Raw genomic sequence first — 16,591 nt, 5'->3', positions numbered from 1 at the left:
GATTGTGGGTATAAAACGTTGCCTCAATAAAAGGCATTCGGCTTGGCTAGTCGTTGAGGTACCGGGAAGTGGGCGCTGAAGGCCCAGTTCATGCCGGTTCGCCGAGTTGGTCGGCACGCTTGAGTTGTGGGCAATTGCCCGGGTCGTAAGCTAGATTGCCGAGCAGACCAGCTGGCCGTGATTTTCGTCGAATCCAGGCCGGCAAAAGTTAAGATTTTCTAACGGTGGCTCGCTATGTTCGTCGCGGGTGCGTGGTGCTATGAACTTAGCCGAAAAAAAACGCCGCTCCCGCAGGAACGACGCTTTGCATTAAATAGTTGAATTACTTGAGGGCAGCTAAACCGTCCTTGGTAACTTGCTTCAAAGTAGCAGCTGACTTAGCCATCAAGTCCTTTTCCTTGTCGGATAATGGGACTTCAACGACGCCGGCTAAACCGTTACCGTTGATGATGGCAGGCGTACCGATGAAGATATCATCCAAGCCATATTCACCATTCAAAGCGGCACCGATAGGCAATACGGCGTTTTCGTCACGCAGGATAGCCTTGGTAATCCGCATCAAGCAGGTGGCAACACCGTAGAAAGTGGCCCCCTTCTTGTTGATGATTTCGTAAGCCTTGTTCCGCGTTTCGTCTTCGATCTTAGCTAAGTCGTCGTCAGTCACGCCTTGTTCCTTGGCAATGGCCTTCAATGGCTTGGAACCGATCGTTGCTTCGTCGTAAGCGGCGAATTCGGAGTCACCGTGTTCACCCATGATGTAGGCGTCCACGTTCCGTGGGTCAACGTTGAACTTCTTAGCCAAAGCCACACGTAAGCGGGCCGTGTCCAAAGAAGTCCCTGAACCGATAACCTTTTCCTTTGGGAAGCCTGAGAACTTCCAAGTAGCGTAAGTTAAGATGTCAACTGGGTTAGCAGCAACCACGAAGATACCATCGAAACCAGAATCAACAACGGGCTTAACGATTGAAGACAAGATCTTTAAGTTCTTGTTAACCAAGTCCAAACGCGTCTCGCCTGGCTTTTGTGGGGCACCAGCAGTGATCACAACGATGTCAGCATCGCTGCAGTCAGAGTAGTCACCAGAGTAGACTTTCTTAGGGGCGGTGAAGACTTGAGCATCTTCAAGGTCTAAGGCGTCTCCCGCAGTTCTATCCTTAATAACATCCACAATTACGAATTCTTCAGCTAAACCTTGGTTCATCATTGAGTAAGCGTATGAAGAGCCAACGGCCCCGTCACCAACGAGAACGACTTTTTGATGGTTTTTAGTAGTCAAATCCATTCATCTCCTAATAAATTTATGACATCAAGGTACGCAGAATACCCATACGTAAGTATAACATGTTAACTACCGCACGACCACGGCCGGGGTTGAAAATTTATGAAAACAGCGCTTTCTTTTAGTGAAACGGTTCACCTAGGGACGGAATCGGTGCAGGGCCGAGGGGAATATGCTATACTCAAGGGTGTTAATTTGGAATAATTGCGACAGACTAGAGCCAGCTGGACGGGGAGATGCTTCCGTTCAGCTATTTTGTATCTCACCTACCTTGAGGGGCCTAACCATTGAGGCGCAACATGGTTGTGTCCGGGGGCGCTTCGGTGGTGAGCCGGGTTCTTCCGCAAGTTAGCCCGCGCGGTCGGCTCGTCCTTGACGGGCCGGTCGCGAGTGGGCATGAATAAAATTGAAACCTATATAAGGGAGAAATTAGCAAGTATGAAAATGATCGTTGGTTTAGGCAATATCGGACCCCAGTATGACGGCACTCGGCACAACACGGGGTTCATGGTCGTCGATGAATTCGCCAAGCAACACGGCATCGCATTGACCACGCGGAAGATGGATGCGCGCTATGGCACCGGGATTGTGAACGGTGAAAAGGTCTTGGTCGTGAAGCCCACGACCTTCATGAATGAATCGGGCCGGGCCGTCCATCCCCTCATGGACTACTTCAAGATTGACCTGGACGATATCTTCATCGTCCACGACGACATGGACCTGCCCGTCGGCCACATTCGGCTCCGCGATCATGGGTCCGCCGGGGGGCACAACGGGATTAAGAGCATCATTGCTCACGTCTCCAGCAAGGACTTCAAGCGCCTACGGGTCGGTACCGGGCATCCCCAGAAGATGTCGGTGGTCGATTACGTCCTGACCAAGTTCACCGCAGAACAGCAGCCACTCTTCAACCAATCGGCGGATCAAGCCGTGGCGGCACTGGATGACTGGCTCAGTGGGACGGCATTTACTCAGTTAATGAATAAGTACAACTAAGAAGAGGAAGTTATCTCGTGAATTTAGAAGCATTTATGACGCAGACGCCGGCGTATGCCACGATTCGGCAAACCCTTGGCTTGGGTCAACGTCAATTGGTGACCGGCCTGAATGGGTCGGCCGAGACGCTGTTCATCGCCAGTCTGCTCCACGAACAGCAACGGTCCATCGTTTACGTCACGGACACCCTGTACCATGCGGGTCAGTTAGTCGATGATCTGGCCAATCTCTTGGACGAAGATGAGCTCTTTGACTTTCCGGTCGAGGAGTTGTTAGCGGCCGAAGTGGCGACCAGTTCGCCCGAGTACCGGTCTTCTCGGATCGATGCCTTGCGGGCGCTTCAGAGCGAACGGCCGGTCGTCATCGTCACGGCGCTCTCCGGTTTACGGCGCTTCTTACCGGCGCCGGCGAACTTTGCCGCGGCTCGGTTCAGCGTCAAGATTGGGGCCGACTTTGACCTCGAGAGCCTACAGCAACGCCTATTTGGCATGGGTTACACCCACCAGAAGCTGGTCGCGGGTCCCGGTGATTTCGCCATTCGGGGGTCCATCGTGGACATCTACCCCTTGGCGGCCGATTACCCGGTACGACTGGACTTCTTCGATACGGAGATCGATTCGCTTCGGTATTTCGACCCCGCCACTCAGCGGAGTATCGAAAACGTCGATGAGGTTGAAATCTTACCAGCGACCGATTTTATCCTCACCGCGGATGAACGCACGGCTGGCGCGGACGCCCTGACCGCCGAACTTACCAAGCAGGTGGCGACGCTTGATGACGAGGCAGCCACGACGCTGACAAACCAGGTCAAGCCGCTGATTGACGGCTTGCGCAAGGGGTCCGTCGATCCGCAATTGATGGAATTTGCCGATTACTTATTCCCGGAACATCACCAACTCCTGGATTATTTACCAGACGATGGCTTGGCGTTGTTCGGGGACTATTCGCGTCTCCAGGACAGCGAGCGACAATTGCTGGAAGACGAGGCCAATTGGGCGACCGATAAGCTTGCCCACCACCAGATCTTTGCCCAGCAGACCTTCGGCGGGGAACTGCGGCCTATCTTGAAACACGACCGCCACGCCCAGCTCATGTTGGCCCTGTTTCAGAAGGGGATGGGTAATCTACGCTTCCAGGCCGTGACTAACATTGCGACGCGAGCGATGCAGCAGTTCTTCGGGCAGCTTCCGGTGATGAAGACCGAGATTGACCGTTGGCACAAGCAAAAGCAGACGATTGTTCTGCTGGTTCAAGACGAGGAACGACTGGCTAAGATTGAACAGACGCTGGACGACTTTGAGATTCAGGCCGTCCTGACGAAGGAAGCCAACCTCCAGGCGGGGCTTACCCAACTGGTTCCGGAACGACTCCGTACGGGGTTTGAACTACCGGAAGCCAATCTGGTGATTATCACGGAAGCCGAGATGTTCCAGAAGGTCACCAAGAAGCGGCCACGACGCCAGACTATGGCCAACGCGGAGCGACTGAAGAGCTATACCGACCTGAAACCCGGCGATTACGTGGTCCACGTGAACCACGGGATTGGGAAGTTCATCGGCATGCAGACGCTGACCGTGGATGGCGTGCATCAAGACTACATGACCATTGATTACCAGGACAACGCACAACTCTTCATTCCGGTGACTCAGCTGAATCTGATTCAGAAGTACGTTTCCTCCGAGGACAAGAAACCGCGGATTAACAAGCTCGGTGGTTCCGAATGGGCAAAGACCAAGAGTAAAGTGGCCGCCAAGATTGAAGATATCGCCGATGAGCTGGTCGACCTGTATGCCAAACGTGCGGCCGAAAAGGGGTACGCGTTTCCTAAGGACGACAGTCTCCAGACGGACTTCGAGAATGATTTTCCGTATGCCGAGACGCCGGACCAACTGCGGACGATTGAAGAAGTCAAGCACGACATGGAAAAGCCCCGGCCGATGGACCGCCTCCTCGTGGGAGATGTTGGCTACGGGAAGACCGAAGTGGCGTTGCGGGCGGCCTTTAAGGCGGTTGAAGCCGGTAAGCAGGTGGCCTTCCTGGTACCGACGACCATTTTGGCGCAACAACATTACGACACCATGGTGAACCGCTTCGAAGGCTATCCGATCACGGTGGAAATGTTCTCCCGGTTTCGGACGACCAAGCAGATTCACCAATCTATTAAGGACCTGGAAGACGGTCAACTGGATATCGTGGTGGGGACGCACCGGTTGCTTTCCCAAGACGTTAAGTTCAAGAATCTGGGGCTGGTCTTGGTCGATGAGGAACAACGCTTTGGTGTGAAACACAAGGAACGCCTCAAGCAGTTGAAGGCCAACGTCGATGTCTTGACGCTGACCGCCACACCGATTCCCCGGACACTTCACATGTCCATGCTGGGCGTGCGGGACCTCTCCGTCATCGAGACGCCACCGGCCAACCGTTTTCCTATCCAGACCTACGTCATGGAACAGAACGCGGGGGCCATTCAGGATGGGATTCGGCGTGAAATGCAACGGGGCGGCCAGGTCTTCTATCTGCACAACCGGGTGGACGATATCGAAAAGACCGTGAGTCAGATTCAGGCACTGGTTCCCGAGGCGCGGGTTGGCTACATTCACGGCAAGATGACCGAAGCCCAACTGGAAGGGGTGCTCTTTGACTTTCTGCGCGGGGACTACGATGTGCTGGTCACCACGACCATCATCGAAACCGGGATTGATATTCCGAACGCCAACACGCTATTTGTCGAGAACGCCGATCGAATGGGCCTCTCCCAGCTGTATCAGTTGCGGGGCCGGATTGGTCGGAGTAACCGGGTGGCTTACGCGTACTTCACGTACCAGCCGAACAAGGTCTTGACGGAGGTCAGCGAGAAACGTTTGGAAGCCATCAAGGACTTCACCGAACTGGGGTCGGGCTTTAAGATTGCGATGCGTGACCTGTCCATTCGGGGCGCCGGCAATCTGCTAGGAAAGCAGCAACACGGGTTCATCAATTCCGTGGGGTACGACCTCTATACGCAGATGCTTAGCGATGCCGTGGCGAAGAAACGTGGTAAGCAGACGCAGCCGAAGACCGATACCACGGTCGAACTGGGTGTGGAAGCCTACCTGCCTAGCGATTACATTGAAGATGAACAACAGAAGATTGAAATGTACAAACGGATTCGCCAACTAGAAAGTGACGATGAGGTCGGCGAGATTGAAGCCGATCTGATCGACCGCTTCGGCGAGTATCCGGAGAGTGTGGCCCAGTTGTTAACGATTGGGCAATTGAAACTAGCCGCCGACTTGGCTCTCGTGGACAAGATTCGGCGGGTCAACGGGGATGTCTTCGTCACGATTTCCAAACGCGGGACGGACATTCTTGGGGGTCAGGACGTCTTCAAGGCGTTGTCGGCAACCAAGCTGAAGGCGACCGTGGCCATTAACGATGACCGGTTGCACGTCAAGCTGGTCTTACAGCCGAAGATGACGGTCAAGGACTGGTTACCACAGGTCCAACAATTCATGGCCGCCCTCCGCGATATCGTGTTGGAAACGACCAAGCCCAAGGCGGATGAGAATGACTAACACCTTCTGAGTGATGGCTAGTGCTGGCCGCCTTGCCGTTCGCAAAATATGAGCTGGAACGCGATGGGGAGGACCGAACTGAGCCTGAGAAGCGGTCTCAGTTCTCGCTTGGGACCGCCATAGACCGGCGTTTCCAAGTCGCCATTTTTCAAGAGGTTCGCTTGAAAAATCCCACGGCTGAGCTCATATTGCGCTTCACTCCCGGCTCCAATGGATGGCCTCACACAAATGGTGTGTGGTCGGCCATTGGGGGTGGTGGGTCGTGAACGAACGTAATGTGACGGGAAAGCCGTTTGGGTTGCCGGAGGAGGCCAGTAATGGAGCCAGCCGTGACGACGGTCTTAGTTGGCGTCCTGGGCCGGCTTAGACCGTGGGGCGACTCGGGAGACTTGCGGTTCTTGCAAGGCTTCCAAGCGAGGTGGAAGCCCGTTCTTTGGCTGGAACCGTCCCCCACAGCAGGCGGAATTGCTGGCAGCCGCAGGCAGATGGCGTATACCAGTTGCTGTGCGTTTGCGAACGGTAGGCGACCAGTATGCACTGTATAAAGAGCACAACACTTGTTAAGTACCAATGAAGGAGGGAGTCAATGGGCAACCGCAACGTGAATACGACCTTGCAAGGGGCCCTGGTTCTTTCCATCGCGGCGTTTATCGCCAAGCTGTTAAGCGCCGTTTACCGGGTACCCTTTCAGAACATGGTCGGCAATACCGGCTTCTACGTTTACCAGCAGGTCTATCCGCTGTATGGCATTGGGATGACCTTTGCGCTGAGTGGGCTACCCGTCTTCATTTCGAAGCTGGTGGCCGAAGCACCGGACCTTCCCAGTCAGCAACAGGTGGCTCGGCAGGTGTACCGGTGGCTCTGGGGCCTAGCACTCGTGATTTTTGCCGGCCTGATGCTGGGGGCCCCCAGCTTGGCGGCTGGCATGGGCGACCGGCATTTGACGCCGCTGATTCGGATGGTGGCGTGGATGTTTCTCTTCATGCCCGCACTATCGGTTGGTCGGGGCTACCACCAAGGCCGTTTTCAAATGTTACCGACCGCGCGTTCCCAAGTGGTCGAGCAGTTAGTCCGCGTCGTGGTAATTCTGGTGGCCGCGGGGTGGGCCACCAGTCAGGACTGGTCGGTCTACGCCATGGGCACCTGGGCGTTGAGTGGTGGGACCGTTGCGGCGCTGGCCGCCTTACTGGTTCTGCCGCGGTGGCGCCAACCGGCCGTCTCGACCACGCGACGGATTCCCCACGTGGGGCGCCGCCTGTTGGTCGAGGGGGGCACCCTGTGTCTACTCACCGCCATGTTGGTACTACTGCAGCTGGTGGATTCCTTTACGGTTAAAAATGGGCTGGTCGCTGGTGGCTTGAGCGACTTGGCAGCCAAGAGTCTCAAGGGGGTCTATGATCGGGCCCAACCACTGGTTCAGTTAGGCCTGGTCGTGGCGGTGGCCTTTGCGACCTCGCTCTTGCCCGCCCTGACCGCGGCCCAGCAGGAACACCGTCCCGCCGCCTTTAAACGCCTGACCACGACCATGATGCGGATTGCCTTGATGGTGGCGGTGGCCGCCACGGCGGGCTTGGTAGCCCTGATGCCGTGGATTAACCGGCTGTTATTTGGCGACACCCAGGGCTCGGGGATGCTGGGTGTCTACATGCTCAGCATCATCCTGGCCACGTTGATTCAGACCTACAACAGCGTTTTGCAGAGTCAAAATCAGTACCGGCTGACCGTTAGCGCGCTGACCGCGGGCCTCGTGGTCAAAGTTCTGCTGAATCAGTGGGCCGTGCGTAGCTTTGGCGCAACCGGCGCAAGTTGGCTGACGGTGTTGAGCTTAGCGGTCATGTTTCTCGTGATCTGGTACGGCTCGGACGTCACACTACGGTCGGGCATCTGGACGAAACCGTACATTCGGATTCTGCTAGCCTGCACGATTCTGATGGTACTGGGCGTTCAGGTGACCGTGGCCTTGCTGGAGCGGTGGTGGCCGGCGCTGATGACCAGTCGCTTGGCCGTCGGTGGGGGCCTGCTCATGGCGATTCCCGTGGGCGTGATGATCTTCATCGGATTGGCGCTACACTGGCGGTTATTAACGGTGCGCGAATGGTTGGCCATTCCCCACGGCGAGAATGTGTTAAGATTATGGCAACAACTTAGTCAACACGGAGGAAAATAATATGCGATTAGATAAGTATTTAAAAGTCTCACGGATTATCAAGCGGCGCTCGGTCGCTAAGGAGATTGCCGATAAGGGTCGAATTGCGATCAACGGCAAGGTGGCCAAGTCTTCCAGCGACGTGGCGACTAATGATGAGTTAGTTATTAAGTTCGGTAACAAAACGTTAACAGTCAAAGTTAATGAATTGTTGGAGACCACGAAGAAGGACGACGCCGAGCGGATGTACACCATCGTTAAGGAAGACTACGCCCAAGATTTCCGGCAAAATCAGTAGCCGCGTCGTTTAAATATGACGAATGTTTTACATTATGCGAAACGTGCTAGACGGGCAAATTGAAACTTGCTATACTCAAGTTAAACTATCTGGTGAAAACTGAGGAGTGAGTGGAAGATGGCTGACGTCAAGCCGAAACCGGCGAAAATCGAACGTTTAGAAAATGACTATACCCGTCGACTGGATCATCAGCAGGCAGCCGCTCATCGGCATCGTTGGCTGGGAAAGCGGCGGATGCGACGCGCCACCCGAATTCTGGCCGTGTTTGCCGTCTTCGCAATTGTGCTGGGCATTCAATTAGTCCGGACTAACGCCAGTCTACATCACGTCCAGGGCGAGGTGCGAACCAGTAAACAAAAGCTTGCGACCACCAAGGCCACGGACCACAAACTCCAGTTACAGATTAAGCAGTTAAATGATAAGGACTATCTGGGGCGGCTGATTCGCTCGAAGTACTACTATTCGAAGTCCGGCGAAACCATCTATAGTCTGCCGGGTGATCATGCAAGTGATGTCACCGTTAAATAGCATCATGAAAAAATCCGTCGGTTCGGCTGAACTGGCGGTTTTTTTGCTAGATTTGGGCGAAATCAGAGGCCTGCGCCTGCCATGGATTCCGCCTGCTATGGGGGACACTTTCAGTTTGAAAGACGGCTTCCGGTTCGCCTACCGCGTTCTACCCCAAATTGGGCGAATGGTAAAGCGGGCGTCAAAACTATTGTTGTGTGTGGTTCACACGGTGGTGGCTGGTAATCAGTAATCCGCTTAGAGGTTAATCTAGCGGGGTTTCTAACGGGTAAGGAAAATTGATTAATGGACTTTCTTTTTGACGTTTAGCGTGTGGAATCTGAGAAAATTGTGGTATACTGAAAGCACTTATTTTAAGGAGGAACTTCTTTTTTATGGCAATCGAGGTTGGAGCTAAAGTTTCCGGAAAGGTCTCCGGAATTACGAACTTTGGTGCATTTGTTGATTTAGGCGACCACAAGACCGGGTTGGTGCACATTAGTGAGATTTCTGACGGCTACGTTAAGGATATTCATGACGTTCTGTCTGTCGGTGACGAAGTAACGGTCAAGGTTTTGACTGTTGGAAATGATGGGAAGATTGGGCTGTCGATTCGCAAAGCGACAGATCATCCGGCTGGTGACCGGCCTCATCACAGTCACAATGAACACCGGGATCATGAACAACATCGCGGTGGCAATAATGCCGGTCGCGGTGGCGAAAATCATGGGCATGGTCGGCGGTTTGAGAATAATGGTTCTCGACCACACCACAGCTCAGCAAATGGTCGATTTGCGGGCCATCATTCGGCTCCCCATAAAGAAAATTTTGACGACATGATGTCAGGGTTCTTGAAGCAAAGTGAGGACCGTTTGGCAACGATTAAACGAAACACTGAAGGCAAGCGTGGCGGCCGTGGCGGTCGGCGCAGTTAGTCAGCAACTAACGCGCTTTCAAGATGAAGAGGACCGCACACGTTGCGGCCCTTTTTCATAACCACTGGCGAATGATGAGAAAAGAGGGAACTGGGGTGTCACTGGAGGCAGACTTTCGACGCAATTGTGAACAACACGGGTGGAATCGGCCACAAGCCCACGTTCTGTTGGCCGTGTCCGCCGGGGTGGATTCGATGGTGATGTTGGCGCTGTTTCTGCGGCTCCCCGTCGACCAACGGCCCCGGATCACCGTGTTACACGTGAATCACCAACTTCGCGAGCAGAGCCGAACGGAGGAGGCCTTTCTCAAGGCGTGGTGTGCGCAGCGGCAGGTTCCGGTGGTGACCGCAACCTGGCCATTGAACCAGCACCCCCAGAACGGGGTGGAGGCGGCTGCCCGGACGTTTCGCTACCAGTTCTTCGCTAAACAGCTGGCGGCACAGCATGCTGACTGGGTGGCCACGGCGCATCAGGCCGATGAGCAGGTGGAAACGATTTTGTTTAAATTAATCCGCGGGGGTCAATTGGATCAGTTGACGGGGATGGCGCCGAGCCGCCCCTTTCACGATGGGCAACTGATTCGCCCCTTGTTGCCCTTTCGGAAGCAAACCTTGCGGACGTATGCTCAGCAGCACCGGATCACTTGGTATGAGGACGCCACCAACCACGAGTTGGTCGCCAGTCGCAATCGGTTACGGTTACAAATTTTGCCGGCGCTACGGCGGGAGAATCCGCAGATCGACCAGCATTTGCTCGCGTATGCCGAACAATTGGATACGGTGCTACGAGTGACGGACCAAACGGTGACGGACCGGTTGGCTCAGGTTGTCCGTCAATCCCAGCCGTTAGTCGTGGATACCGCGCGATTCTTGGAACAGTCGGTGGACTTACAACGATTATTATTGACGCGGCTGATTAAGACGGCCGCGCCGGCATTGACCACGGAACAGGCCGTCTTACGGTCCTGCCAGCAGCTCTTAGCGAATTCTCAGCGTCCCACCGGTCGGGTGGATTTGGGTGCCGGCTGGCAGTTGGTGAAGACTTATGACACGTTTACTTGCCAGCAATTCAAAAATTTCCGGCAAAATTCCGAGGAAGTTTTTAGTTTTATGGTAGTATTAAACCAATGGCGAACGTTGGGAAATGGCTGGCAGTTTGGTTGCTTTGAACCCGACGCGACCGAGACACTCCCGACCAGCGAAGTCGTGGCGCTGACTGCCGATCAATTCCCGTTACGGGTACGATCCTGGCAGCCGACCGATCGCTTACGGCTGGCCACGGGGCATCACCAGACCGTCCGGCGGGCTTTGATTAATGCCAAAGTCCCCAGAGAAGCACGCTCAGCCGTGCCGGTGTTGGTGACGGCCAAAGGCGAAGTCTTGGCGGCGTTAGGCGTGAAGTGGTCGGTGTTACCACCACGGGCGCACACAAAAAACTATCACATTAAGTTACAGCATGAATAGGCGAAAGGGGAACAGTATGAATAACGATATTTTAAAGGTCCTTTACAGTGAGGAAGACATCGCGGAGGCGTGCAAACGGTTAGGTACGCAACTTTCGGAAGACTACCGAGATAAGACGCCATTAATCATTTGTGTCCTAAAGGGTGCTATCCTGTTTATGACGGATGTTATTCGCGATATGGATATCTATGCGACGATTGACTTCATCGATGTCTCCAGTTACAACGGGGGGACCGCGTCATCCGGGACAATTCGGTTATTGAAGGATCTGGATACGGACGTTGCGGGTCGCGACATTATCTTAGTTGAAGATATTATCGATACCGGACGGACGTTGAAGTACCTAGAAGATCTCTTGAAGGACCGCAAAGCCAACTCGATTCGGGTCTGCACGCTGATGGACAAGCCGAGCGGTCGGGTGGTCGAGGCCAAGGCCGATTACGTTGGGTTTAACGTCCCTAGTGAATTCGTGGTTGGTTATGGTTTGGACTACGAGGAAAAATATCGGAATCTCCCGTACGTTGGTGTTTTGAAGCCATCCGTTTATTCAGATAAATAATTAGTCAATGATAGTCAATTGTGATAACATCTTATTTAGTCAAAAGGGCGTATGCTCTAAATTTTGTTCCTATGTGAAGGCTGGGAACTGTGAGTAAGGAGGCACGACATGAATAATCGACGAAATGGACTGTTCCGTAATAGTCTGTTTTACATTGTGATTTTCTTGTTGATCATTGGTGTGGTTTACCTATTCAATGGTAACGGCAACAGCTCACAAACCCAAGAAATCCAATCGAGTCAATTCGTTAAAGATTTGAACGCGAATAAGATCAAGAAATTCTCCATTCAACCTTCCGGGGGAGTTTACAAGATTACCGGGGAATATCGGAACGCGCAAAAGCGCACAACCAACACCGGCTTTAGTCTCGGCGGCTCACAGAGCACAGCAGTGACTAGTTTTAGCACTCAGGTCTTAACCAATAATTCGACGGTTTCTGAGATTGATAAAGTTGCCAAGGATCACAATGTTAAAATGAACACCAAAGCGGAAGAGTCGAGTGGCTTCTGGATTAATTTATTAGTCTACGTTGCGCCACTAGTTATTTTCTTCTTCTTCTTCTACATGATGATGGGTCAAGCCGGTCAAGGTGGCGGCAATGGTCGCGTCATGAACTTTGGGAAGAGTAAGGCCAAGCCGGCCGATAGCAAGGAGAACAAGGTTCGCTTTGCTGACGTCGCTGGTGAAGAAGAGGAAAAGCAAGAACTCGTTGAAGTGGTTGAGTTCTTGAAGAATCCGCGTAAGTTTGTTTCATTAGGTGCCCGGATACCATCTGGTGTCTTGCTGGAGGGTCCTCCTGGTACTGGTAAAACGTTGCTGGCGAAGGCTGTTGCGGGTGAAGCCGCGGTACCATTCTTCTCGATTTCTGGTTCAGATTTCGTGGAAATGTTCGTCGGTGTCGGGGCTAGTCGTGTCCGGGATCTGTTTGAACAGGCCAAGAAGGCCGCACCTTCCATCATCTTTATCGATGAAATTGATGCGGTTGGTCGTCAACGGGGTGCCGGCATGGGCGGTGGCCACGATGAACGTGAACAAACGTTGAACCAATTACTGGTTGAAATGGACGGGTTTACGGGGAGTGAAGGCGTCATTGTGATGGCCGCCACGAACCGTTCCGATGTATTGGACCCCGCCTTGCTGCGGCCAGGTCGGTTTGACCGGAAGATCCTGGTGGGGCGGCCGGACGTTAAGGGTCGTGAAGCAATCCTGAAGGTTCACGCCAAGAACAAGCCATTAGCCAACGATGTTGATTTGAAGGAAATTTCTAAGCAGACGCCTGGATTCGTGGGTGCCGATCTAGAAAACCTTCTGAACGAAGCGGCCCTCTTAGCGGCTCGCCGGAATAAGACTCAGATTGATGCTTCCGACTTAGACGAAGCCGAAGATCGGGTCATTGCCGGACCTGCTAAGAAGGATCGGGTTATCAGTCCTGAAGAACGGAAGACCGTGGCCTACCACGAAGCGGGCCATACCATTGTGGGTCTGGTCTTAAACGACGCGCGCGTGGTTCACAAGGTAACGATCGTCCCTCGTGGCCGTGCCGGCGGATACGCCATCATGTTGCCACGTGAAGATCAGATGCTGATGTCCAAGAAGGATGCCATGGAACAGATTGCCGGGTTAATGGGTGGTCGGACGGCCGAAGAGTTGATTTTCCACTCCGAATCCTCCGGAGCCTCTAATGACTTCGAGCAAGCCACGCAGATTGCGCGTTCCATGGTTACCCAGTATGGGATGAGTGATGCACTGGGGACCGTTGCGCTGGAAAGTGCTGGCGGACAACCATTTGCTGGGGCTGGCTACACCGGTCAACCAACGTACTCTGAACATACCGCTAACTTAATTGATAGTGAAGTTCGCCGGATCATTGGGGAAGCGCACAACACTGCCCGGAAGATTCTGGAAGAACACAAAGCAGAACACAAGATTATTGCGGATGCCTTGCTGAAATACGAAACGCTGGACGAAAAGCAAATTCTCAGCCTGTTTAACACTGGGAAGATGCCGGCCAAGGACAGCAATGACGAATTTCCTAGCGAAAAGGCCGCAACCTTCGAGGAGTCTAAGCGTGAACTTGAACGCCGCGAAGCCGAACGTCAAGCTTCTACTGAAGCGAAGTTGGCTTCCAGTGCCTCAAGTGCAATGTCTTCTGAAGCAGAACCTGCTAGCTCAGCGGCTAGTTCGGCGGCGCCAGATGACCACGATGAGTCCGACCATTCCGAATAATTGAGTTGTCATGTAAGGTCCGGGACGTTTGTCTCGGACCTTTTCGTGACTTCTGGGTGGGCATTTTGACCGATGAATTCGGCGCCTCGCGCGTGGGGTTATCCAGTGAAGCTGGTCGCGCTTCTTTGCAAATGCCGAACTTTCTGGTAATGTAGGGCATGACAATTTAGCAACGAAAGGACGTTTAAACGTAATGGCAGATTATTTAGTAAAAAGTTTGATTGATGATGGGATGTTCCGGGCCTACGTGGTGGATGCCACGGAAACGGTCGCGGAAGCGCAGCAACGGCACGATACTTGGAGCTCGGCCACGGCGGCTTTGGGCCGGACGCTGATTGGGACGATGTTGCTGTCAACGTCTCTGCTCAAAGGTAAGGAGAAGCTGACGGTGAAGGTCGACGGTCACGGCCCGGTCGGTGCGATTGTAGCGGACGGCAATGCCGATGGTACGGTCAAGGGTTACCTGATGTATCCGCACGTGAGTTTACCATTGAACGAGAAGCACAAGATTGATGTCAAGAAGGCCGTGGGCGTTCAGGGCATGATGACGGTGACCAAGGACCAAGGCCTGGGGCAACCCTATACCGGGCAAGTGCCATTGGTTTCCGGCGAATTGGGCGAAGACTTTACCTACTACTTGGCCAAGTCGGAACAGATTCCGAGTGCCGTGGGCGTTTCGGTCTTCGTCCAACCCAATAACACGGTCAAGGTGGCCGGCGGTTTCATGATTCAGGTGATGCCTGGGGTCTCCGACGCGGCGATTTCTCGTCTGGAGAATCGGATTAAGGAGATGCCGATGGTCTCTGAATTGTTGCTGGACGGTCAGAAGCCGGAGGACATCTTAAAGCTATTGTTCCCCGATGAAAAGGTCAAAATTTTGCAAAAGATGCCGGTCAGTTTCAAGTGTGATTGCTCCAAGGACCGGTTTGCCAAGTCGTTAGCCGCCATCCAACCGGCCGCACTGCAGGAAATGATTACCGAAGACCACGGTGCCGAAGCCGTTTGCCATTTCTGTGGGAACAAGTATCAGTTTACGGAAGACGATCTGCGGCAGATTCTGGCAGAAGCGCAGGCGAAGTAGGCGATGGGGATGAGCTGGCAGATTGGTAACGTGGAGATTCCCAACCGAGTCGTGGTCGCGCCAATGGCCGGCGTCACCAACGTCGCGTTCCGGCGAATTTGCAAGGATTTCGGCGCGGGGTTGGTCGAATGTGAGATGATCTCGGGGCAAGGGATTCACTATCACAATCAGCGGACCCTGCAAATGATGGCGGTGGACCCGCGTGAGCACCCGATGAGTATTCAGATCTTCGGCGGAACCGAAGAGACGCTGGTGCAAGCCGCGCAGTACGTGGACCAGCAGACGCCCGCCGGTATCATTGATATTAATATGGGCTGTCCCGTCAATAAGGTCGTGAATACGGATGCCGGCGCAAAATGGTTGCTGGACCCGCAGAAGGTTCGGCACATGGTGGCTGCCGTGGTGGCCGCGGTCGATAAGCCGGTAACGGTGAAGATGCGGACGGGCTGGGATCAGCACCACATTTTAGCGGTGGAGAATGCCTTGGCTGCACAAGATGCCGGGGCGGCGGCAATCGCCATGCACGGTCGGACGCGTAAGCAGATGTATCAGGGGCAGGCCGACTGGGCGCTGTTGCACCAGGTCGCCGATCACTTGTCGATTCCCTTCATGGGAAATGGTGATGTGCGCACGCCGGAGGACGCTAAACGTATGTTGACGGAAGTCGGTGCCGATGCCGTGATGATTGGGCGCGCAGTGATGGGTAATCCGTGGTTACTACAACGGATTAATCATTATTTGGCAACGGACGAGCTACTGCCCGAGCCTACGGTTGAGGAGAAGGTGACCACGGCGAAGGCCCATCTGCGGCGGCTATGTCTGGCCAAGGGACCGGACGAGGGACCCAAGGACTTTCGTAATCAGGTCGCGTATTACCTCAAGGGGATTCCCCATGCAGCCCGAACGAAGGTGGCGTTGACGGATGCCACGGAAGAAGCGGTCATGCTGAAAATTTTGGATGACTTTGTCGCCAAGATTAATGATCGTCAGCGGCAGACCCGAATTCGCCGATTTTAAAATTAGCAGAAGCTTGATTTGACGGGCTTTTTGAGATGTTAGGAAGAATCCAGAAAAATTTCTGGATTCTTTTTGTATTTTATGACGATTTTTGCTTGACCTCGTGACGGATGATTGATAAGATATTACCTGTTGCTGTTTGAGACGGCTAATGCATAAATAACAAATTGTTGAATAGTCATACAAATTTGAAATTAATGCTTGACGAGTTAAACCGCAACTGATAGAATGATTTATGTTGTCGAGTCGCGTTCTAAGCGTCCTTCAAAGCTTCCGAGATGTTGAATAAATATTCAGGAAGTTGAAAAAAGATGTTGACACGGTTTTGACATCATGATATGATGATTAAGTTGATTGCTTCGGTAATCACTTAGGTAGACCTTTGAAAACTGAACATTGTTTCGACAAACCAAATATGTGTAGGGTGGTTTGAATTTATTCAAACCCAAACAATATTTGCGAAGTCAATTCGCTTTTAAAAATGTAACAACAATCGATGAGCTATTCAAGCACATCATCTATAAGATGAG

General features: G+C 53.3%; 13 protein-coding genes. 12 read left to right on the top strand and 1 reads right to left on the bottom strand.

Annotated features, from left to right (window positions below):
- Positions 1-322 precede the first annotated feature (322 nt).
- Positions 323-1,282 (bottom strand): L-lactate dehydrogenase, encoded by a 960-nt coding sequence (locus tag V8I28_RS10835; RefSeq protein ID WP_341780116.1) that lies wholly within the window; start codon positions 1,280-1,282, stop codon positions 323-325.
- A 435-nt stretch (positions 1,283-1,717) separates the two neighbouring features.
- Between V8I28_RS10835 and pth the strand changes: the two genes are divergently transcribed.
- From pth to dusB, 12 genes are all read left to right on the top strand, one after another.
- Complete coding sequence (pth, locus tag V8I28_RS10830; protein WP_341780115.1) at positions 1,718-2,275, top strand: aminoacyl-tRNA hydrolase; 558 nt, start codon at positions 1,718-1,720, stop codon at positions 2,273-2,275.
- A gap of 17 nt (positions 2,276-2,292) precedes the next feature.
- Complete coding sequence (gene mfd, locus V8I28_RS10825; protein ID WP_341780114.1) at positions 2,293-5,829, top strand: transcription-repair coupling factor; 3,537 nt, start codon at positions 2,293-2,295, stop codon at positions 5,827-5,829.
- A gap of 586 nt (positions 5,830-6,415) precedes the next feature.
- Positions 6,416-7,996 carry a polysaccharide biosynthesis protein gene (locus V8I28_RS10820; RefSeq protein ID WP_341780113.1) on the top strand — a complete coding sequence of 527 codons (1,581 nt, stop codon included), beginning with the start codon at positions 6,416-6,418 and terminating at the stop codon, positions 7,994-7,996.
- A 1-nt stretch (position 7,997) separates the two neighbouring features.
- The gene (locus tag V8I28_RS10815) at positions 7,998-8,273 is read left to right on the top strand and encodes an RNA-binding S4 domain-containing protein (protein ID WP_341780112.1); all 276 of its coding nucleotides are present in this window, start codon (positions 7,998-8,000) and stop codon (positions 8,271-8,273) included.
- Between the two features lie 117 nt (positions 8,274-8,390).
- The gene (locus tag V8I28_RS10810; RefSeq protein WP_341780111.1) at positions 8,391-8,801 is read left to right on the top strand and encodes an FtsB family cell division protein; all 411 of its coding nucleotides are present in this window, start codon (positions 8,391-8,393) and stop codon (positions 8,799-8,801) included.
- Positions 8,802-8,805: 4 nt separating this feature from the next.
- Positions 8,806-9,033, top strand: a complete 228-nt coding sequence (locus V8I28_RS10805; RefSeq protein ID WP_341780110.1) for a hypothetical protein — start codon at positions 8,806-8,808, stop codon at positions 9,031-9,033.
- 142 nt (positions 9,034-9,175) lie between these two features.
- Complete coding sequence (locus V8I28_RS10800; RefSeq protein ID WP_341780109.1) at positions 9,176-9,715, top strand: S1 domain-containing RNA-binding protein; 540 nt, start codon at positions 9,176-9,178, stop codon at positions 9,713-9,715.
- Positions 9,716-9,810: 95 nt separating this feature from the next.
- Complete coding sequence (gene tilS, locus V8I28_RS10795) at positions 9,811-11,178, top strand: tRNA lysidine(34) synthetase TilS (protein ID WP_341780108.1); 1,368 nt, start codon at positions 9,811-9,813, stop codon at positions 11,176-11,178.
- A gap of 16 nt (positions 11,179-11,194) precedes the next feature.
- On the top strand, positions 11,195-11,737 hold the full coding sequence (gene hpt / locus V8I28_RS10790; protein ID WP_341780107.1) for a hypoxanthine phosphoribosyltransferase: 543 nt from the start codon (positions 11,195-11,197) through the stop codon (positions 11,735-11,737).
- A gap of 108 nt (positions 11,738-11,845) precedes the next feature.
- Complete coding sequence (ftsH, locus tag V8I28_RS10785; RefSeq protein WP_341780106.1) at positions 11,846-13,963, top strand: ATP-dependent zinc metalloprotease FtsH; 2,118 nt, start codon at positions 11,846-11,848, stop codon at positions 13,961-13,963.
- Positions 13,964-14,156: 193 nt separating this feature from the next.
- Positions 14,157-15,044, top strand: a complete 888-nt coding sequence (gene hslO / locus V8I28_RS10780; protein WP_341780105.1) for an Hsp33 family molecular chaperone HslO — start codon at positions 14,157-14,159, stop codon at positions 15,042-15,044.
- A 9-nt stretch (positions 15,045-15,053) separates the two neighbouring features.
- On the top strand, positions 15,054-16,061 hold the full coding sequence (dusB, locus tag V8I28_RS10775; protein ID WP_341780104.1) for a tRNA dihydrouridine synthase DusB: 1,008 nt from the start codon (positions 15,054-15,056) through the stop codon (positions 16,059-16,061).
- The last annotated feature ends 530 nt before the right edge of the window (positions 16,062-16,591 follow it).

Origin of the sequence: Levilactobacillus sp. HBUAS70063, assembly GCF_038374745.1 — a bacterium.
Classification (GTDB): domain Bacteria; phylum Bacillota; class Bacilli; order Lactobacillales; family Lactobacillaceae; genus Levilactobacillus.
The sequence above is the reverse complement of the archived record's forward strand: the minus strand, read 5'-3'. Positions and strand labels throughout refer to the sequence as shown.